The 6,534-nt window shown below is 75.3% G+C and carries 5 protein-coding genes and 1 pseudogene; 5 read left to right on the top strand and 1 reads right to left on the bottom strand.

The window, feature by feature from the left end:
* The first annotated feature begins 11 nt into the window (after positions 1-11).
* On the top strand, positions 12-743 hold the full coding sequence (locus tag D7I43_RS13885) for a cytidylyltransferase domain-containing protein (protein ID WP_120328914.1): 732 nt from the start codon (positions 12-14) through the stop codon (positions 741-743).
* Positions 740-1,792, top strand: coding sequence for a PseG/SpsG family protein (locus D7I43_RS13890; protein ID WP_120328915.1), 1,053 nt, complete (start codon positions 740-742; stop codon positions 1,790-1,792). Before D7I43_RS13885 ends, D7I43_RS13890 begins: the two co-directional genes overlap by 4 nt.
* Before the next feature lie 54 nt (positions 1,793-1,846).
* Here the strand turns inward: D7I43_RS13890 and D7I43_RS13895 are convergent, their stop codons facing one another.
* Positions 1,847-3,862 (bottom strand): hypothetical protein, encoded by a 2,016-nt coding sequence (locus D7I43_RS13895; RefSeq protein WP_147427249.1) that lies wholly within the window; start codon positions 3,860-3,862, stop codon positions 1,847-1,849.
* A gap of 167 nt (positions 3,863-4,029) precedes the next feature.
* Here D7I43_RS13895 and D7I43_RS13900 point away from each other — a divergent pair, with 167 nt between their 5' ends.
* From D7I43_RS13900 to D7I43_RS13910, 3 genes and pseudogenes are all read left to right on the top strand, one after another.
* Positions 4,030-4,665 (top strand): alpha-ketoglutarate-dependent dioxygenase AlkB, encoded by a 636-nt coding sequence (locus D7I43_RS13900; RefSeq protein WP_120328888.1) that lies wholly within the window; start codon positions 4,030-4,032, stop codon positions 4,663-4,665.
* Positions 4,666-4,853: 188 nt separating this feature from the next.
* Positions 4,854-6,200, top strand: a complete 1,347-nt coding sequence (locus D7I43_RS13905) for a uracil-xanthine permease family protein (RefSeq protein ID WP_120328889.1) — start codon at positions 4,854-4,856, stop codon at positions 6,198-6,200.
* 99 nt (positions 6,201-6,299) lie between these two features.
* A pseudogene (locus D7I43_RS13910) lies at positions 6,300-6,534 on the top strand (helix-turn-helix domain-containing protein); the annotation flags it as partial.

Here is a 6,534-nt window from a genome sequence, read left to right on the forward strand (position 1 = left end):
GGCGGGTGCCGCTGATGCGGATCGTGGGGATCGTCCAGGCCCGAATGGGCTCCTCCCGGCTGCCCGGGAAGGTACTGCGCCCGCTCGCCGGCAGGAGCGTGCTCGGCCGGGTGATCCGGGCCGCCCAGGACAGCGGCGTGCTCGCCGATCTCGTGGTGGCCACCAGCACCGAGACCGCGGACGACGCGGTGGCCGCCGAGTGCGAGCGGCTCGCGGTGCCGTGCCACCGGGGACCGGTCGACGACGTGCTGAGCCGGTTCGTCGGCGCGCTCGACGCCCACCCCGGCGACGCGGTGATGCGGTTCACCGCCGACTGTCCGCTGCTCGACCCGGAGATCATCGCGACGGTGGCGTCGGTCCACCGCGCGGTGCCGGGGCTCGACTACACCAGCACGTCGATCGCGCGCACGCTGCCGCGCGGGCTGGACGTGGAGATCATCCGCGCCGACACGCTGCGGACACTGGACCGGATCGCCACGGGTCATCACCGGGTGCACGTCACGTCGTACGCGTACACGCACCCGGAGCTGTTCCGGGTGCTCGGGGTGACGCTGACCCCGGACCGGTCGGCGCTGCGGCTCACCCTCGACACCGAGCAGGACTGGACGCTGCTGCGGGCGGTCGCCGACCATTTCGGTGACGTCACCGTGCCGCTGGCCGCGCTCGCGGACTGGCTCGACGGGCAGCCTGCGCTGCGGGCGGTCAACGCCGGCGTACGCCAGAAGCGCCTGGAGGAGTGCTGAACACCGTACGAGTCGGTCTTCGCTGCGACGCCGGTCCCCGCCGGGGCGTCGGCCACCTGGTCCGGTCCCTCGCGCTCGGCGAGGAGTTCCTCGCCCGCGGCGCCCGGGTCGAGATGTTCGGCTCGGTCGAGGCGGTCGGGTGGGCCGCCGCACAGCTCACGGCACGCGGCGTCCCGCTGCACCCGGGGCCGTGGCCCCCGGCCGAGCTGGTCGAGACGGCCCGCCGGCACCGGCTCGACGTCATGGTCCTCGACTCGTATGACCTGGATCCGGCCGGGGCGGGGGCCTTGCGCGCCGCCGGCGTGGTCACGCTCGCCCTGGTCGACGGCCACACACGCGGCCAGGACGCCGACCTCTACGTCGACCAGAATCTCGGCACCCGCATCGATGCGCCGCCGGCCCGGCTGCTGGCCGGCGCCGGGTACGCCCTGCTGCGGGACTCGGTGGTGGCGGCACGGCCGCCGGCGCCCCGGCCCGCCACCCCGGTGGCACGCCCGCGGGTGCTCGCCTTCTTCGGCGGCACGGACGCGGCCGGAGCGGCGCCGCTGCTGACCCGGTTGCTGTTCGCCACCGGGCACCCCATGGAGCTGACGGTCGTCGTGGGCCGCCCCGGGATCGAGGACGAGCTGGCCGCCGTGACGCCGGGACGCGGTCAGCTGCTGCGTCCCGTCCCGCCCACCGACGAACTGCCGGCGCTGATCGGCGCCGCGGATCTGGTGGTCAGCGCGGCGGGCACCTCCACCTGGGAGCTGTGCTGTCTGGGTGCGCCCGCGGCGCTGGTGTGCGTGGTGGACAACCAGCGCGAGTCGTACCACCGGGTCGTGGCGCACGGCCTCGCGGCCGGCCTCGGCGAACTGCCGAGGCTGGCCGACGACGGGCCGACCGGTCGCGCCGCCCGCGCCGCCGCGGCCCGGACGCTCTCCGGCCTGCTCTCCTCGCCGTCGCGCCGCGCGGCCCTCTCCGCGCGGGCGTGGTCCGCGGTGGACGGTCTCGGGCGTCGCCGCGTGGTCGACGCCGTCCTGGCGCGGTTCGCGGCGTCGACGGCCTGACCGGCGGCCCTCCCCGCCGGAGCGGCGCCTCGGCGTGGTGCGCCATGCTCACAGTCAGCGCAGCGGCTCGACCGCCACCCGGGACCGCAGCTCGGGCCGCTCGGCGAGCAGCCGCTCGACCACCGCGGCCGCCTCGGGACCGGTCGTCAGGAAGCGGACCGGGCGTCGCTCCGCGGCGACGACGGCCTCCGTGCGGGCCGGCTCCGACAGCGGCAGGTTGTAGAACGCCGGCGCCGAGGCGCCGTGCGTGCCCTGGAGGGTGGCGAGGAACAGGGTCTCCAGGTAGCCCTCCCGCCGGTGCTCGCTGACCACCACGGTCACCTCGCCGTCGCGTACGGGCGCCTGCGCCAGCGCCCGTGCGGTCACGTCGGCGGGCCGTGGCCGGTCGAGCATCCCCGACCACCAGGCCCGCGCCCAGGTCGTGCTCCGGTCGCCGAACGGGTGCGCGAACATCCCGCCGCCACGGAGCAGGCCGGCCACCCCGGCCGTCCCGGCCACCAGCGACACCGCCACCGCGAGCCGGCCCAGAAGCGCGGCCCGGGCGGGGAGCGAACCGGTGCGGGGCGAGCGGCGCGCCGTCTCCGCGCCACCGGCGGACGCGGAGCGACGCGCGGCGGCGCGCCACGGCACGGGCCGCAGCAGCAGCACCGCGCCCACGCCGACGAGCAGGACGACCAGCAGCAGGTGCAGGGTCTTGCCGTAGTAGTACCGGGGATCGGTGCCCAGCGCCTGGAAGTAGACGCGGAAGCCGACCGCGAAGGCGAGCGCGGCGGCCAGCGCGCCGGCGTACCGGCGCCACACCGGCAGCCGGAGACCGCCGGCGCACAGCCCGGCGACGATCACGCCGGCCAACGCCAGGAAACCGTCGTACGGCGGGAACACCCCGCCGCCGGTGGCCACGTTGTCCACCTGGTCCGTGAAGAGCAGGCCGAACACGCTCGGAAGGGGCGTGAGCACGGCCGTGGCCAGCACGACCGTGGCGAGCAGCCACGGCCGACGGCGTACCGCGCGCCGGTTCCGGACCAGCCAGGCGGCCGCCAGCACGCCGGCCACGGGCAGGAACATGAGGTACGCGAAGCCCACGCCGACACAGAGCGCCCCGAGCAGGCAGAGCTGCGGGCCGGTACGGCCGACGGGCCGGCAGACCAGGGCCACCAGCACGGCGGTCAGCGCCAGACCCAGGCTCTCGCCCGGGTAGCCGTACACCACGAACCGGGTGAGTTCGGAACCGAGGGCGAGCGCGGTCACCGCCCCGGCCAGCGCGAACGCCCGGAGCGGGTCCAGCAGCCGGCCGGCGACCCGGCCGGCGGCCCAGACGACCGCGAGCACCAGCAGCGCGTACGCGGCCAGCGCCCAGCCGAGGTAGTGGTTCAGGGTGCTCGCCGGCCCGCCCGGGGCGGTCGAGGAGCGCAGGAACGTGTCCAGCAGCGCGGCCGCGAGGTGGAACCCCTGTGGGTAGTAGACCATCGCGTCCGGCGCGATCCGGGCCGCCGCGTCCGGGTGGGCGAACAGGTAGCCGCCCACGGCGCGGATGCCCTCCACGGCAGCCAGGTGCCGGCTGTTGTCCTCACCCGTCATCGCGTACGCCAGCCGCCCGGCGAGGCCGTCGGCGCGCAGGTAGGGCCCGGCGAGAGCCACGGCCGCGACCGCCGCCGCGAGGACCGGCGCGAGGTCCGCCGCGACCGGGCGTGGCAGGCGGGGACGCACACCGGTGGCCAGGGAACAGCCGAGCAGCACGGTCAGCGCCGTGCCCGCCACCGGCACCGGGTGCAGTCCCCACGGCCAGTACGAGAAGAGCAGGCCACCGGCACAGAGCACACCGAGCAGCAGCGCCGTCGCGAGCACCAGCCGGTCCAGCAACGTACGCCCGACCCGCAGCAACGCGGCGGTCAGCAGCAGCACCAGCGGCGGGAGCAGCACGGCCAGGCCCGACGCGTACGCCACCAGGGGCACGAGCCACGCGGCGAGGAGCCCGGCCCCGGCCACCACCAGCCGCGGTCGCCCTCGCGGCGGAGACCCGCTCGGCGGCGGCGGCAGGTTCACCACGGCGGGGGTGGGGCTGCTCGGCACGGATACCTCTCCTCCCGGAGCGCCGCCCGATGGCTGGGCGGAGCCGCCTCACGGTACGGAGGTTCCGTCGACGGTCGGCGAAGTTCGCGCGTGCGCCGGGTGACCGACCGACGACAACCGTCCCAACCCTCGTACACGTGTACCAACGGGGCGGGTAGGGTGGGCGCATGTCGGAGGTCGCCTACCAGCCGTCGATGCTGGACCTCACCGGCGCCGGGCCGTCGCTCGGCCCGCTGGCCGGCCGGCTGCGCCGGCACCACCTCTCCCACGGCGCCTGGGTCGACCACCTGCCCGGCTGGGTGGGTGGCTCGGACGCGGTCTTCGAGACGCTGCTGCGGGAGGTTCCCTGGCGGGCCGAGCGCCGCAGGATGTACGACGCCGACGTCGACGTGCCCCGCCTGCTCTGCTGGTACGGGCCGGATCGGCCACTGCCGCACCCCCTGCTGACCGAGGCGCGCGCCGCACTCAGCGGCCACTACGCACCGGAACTCGGCGAACCGTTCGTCACCGCGGGGATGTGCCTCTACCGCACGGGACAGGACAGCGTGGCGTGGCACGGCGACACCATCGGCCGCTCGGCGCACACCGACACGATGGTGGCCATCGTGTCGTTCGGCTCACCACGGTCGCTGCTGCTCCGCCCCCGGTCCGGCGGTGCCAGCCTCCGGTTCCCGCTCGGCCACGGCGACCTCGTGGTGATGGGCGGCTCGTGCCAGCGCACCTGGGAGCACGCCGTGCCGAAGACCCGCCGGGCGGTCGGCCCCCGCGTGAGCGTGCAGTTCCGGCCCGTCGGCGTCGCCTGACCACCCGGCCGCGCGCAGGAGAGTTCCGCCTCGCCCCCGGCCGGTCGCACCTCGCCGGCGCCGCGGGAGCCTTCCCACAGCGACGGGCCGACCCGCGCCCGTCGCACGCCGGCCGGCCGACCTCTGCTAGAAACAACGTCCAGGGTCGTCACTGCCCCCGCCATCCCTCCCGACGCGAAGGGCGTGCCATGACCCAGACCCCCACCGAGCCGCGTTCCCGCCGGTCCCCCTGGTCCCTGCACGGCGACGGGCGCTCCGTCCGCCCGGGTGACGTCGTGCACCCAGACGAGCGGCTGTCCTGGCCGCGGACGCTCGGCATCGGCGTGCAGCACGTGGTGGCGATGTTCGGCGCCACCTTCACGGTGCCGCTCATCACCGGTTTCCCGCCGGCCACCACGCTCTTCTTCTCCGGGCTGGGCACCCTGCTGTTCCTGCTCATCACGGGCAACCGGCTGCCGTCGTACCTCGGATCGTCGTTCGCCTTCATCGCGCCCGTGCTGGCCGCGAAGGCCGGCGGGGACATCGGCCCGGCCCTCGGCGGCATCGTCGTCGCCGGCGCGGCGCTCGCGGTCGTCGGTCTCGTGGTGCAGCTCGTCGGCGCCCGCTGGATCGACGCGCTGATGCCGCCGGTCGTCACCGGCGCGATCGTCGCGCTGATCGGCCTCAACCTCGCGCCGGTGGCCTGGGACGGCGGCGGCGCCGGCACCGGGGTGAAGGCCCAACCGCTGATCGCCGTGGTCACGCTCGCGGCGATCCTGCTCGCCACCGTCGCCTTCCGGGGCTTCCTGGCCCGGCTCTCCATCCTGCTGGGCGTGCTGGTCGGTTGGCTGCTGGCCGCGCTGCTCGGCGACCTGGACCCGGCGGCCGTCACGGGCCTGCGCGAGGCCGCCTGGATCGGGCTGCCCGACTTCCACGCGCCGAGCTTCAGCCTGCGGGCCGTCGTGCTGGTCATCCCGGTGATCCTCGTGCTGATCGCGGAGAACGCCGGGCACGTGAAGGCGGTCGCTGCCATGACCGGCCGCAACCTCGACCGGGACATGGGCCGGGCCTTCCTGGGCGACGGTCTCGCCACCGTCCTCGCCGGCTCCGGCGGCGGCTCGGGCACCACGACGTACGCGGAGAACATCGGCGTGATGGCGGCGACCCGGGTCTACTCGACGGCCGCGTACTGGGTAGCGGGCCTGGCCGCCGTGCTGCTCGGGCTCTGCCCGAAGTTCGGGGCGCTGATCCTCACCGTGCCCGCCGGCGTGCTGGGCGGCGCGACCACCGCCCTCTACGGGCTCATCGCCATCCTCGGCGCCCGCATCTGGATCGAGAACCGGGTGGACTTCCACGACCCGGTGAACCTGATGACCGCCGCCGTGGCGGTGATCGTCGGCGCGGCGAACTACACCCTGACGGCCGGCGACCTCTCCTTCAACGGCATCGCCCTCGGCACCGGCGCCGCCCTGGTGATCTACCACGGCATGCGCCTGATCGCCCGCCTGCGCGGAACCACCCCCGGCCCCCGCACCACCCCCGAGCCCGAGCTCTGACCCCACCCGGTCGGGCCCCCGGGGGTCGGCCCCCGGGTCCGCTCTCTGCGTCGATCATGAAGTTGTCGCCCGTCGGCACGGGGTGGTTTCTAGGCTTCAGTGCAACTGATCTTGGTTGGGTTGGGGGTGCTGGTGGCGAGGCCGGGTGTGTTGACGTTCGGGCATCGGCAGGTGTTGGAGCATCTGTGGGGTTCAGGGCGGACGATCACGCAGATCGCGGGCGTGTTGGGGGTGCCGGTGTGCACGGTGTCGCGGGAGGTTGCCCGTTATCACAGTGCGCGGCATGGGACGAAGAACCCGCTCGGGCGGTCGTTGCCGCCGGGGCGGGCTCGGG

Source organism: Micromonospora globbae (assembly GCF_003610785.1).
GTDB lineage: Bacteria > Actinomycetota > Actinomycetes > Mycobacteriales > Micromonosporaceae > Micromonospora > Micromonospora globbae.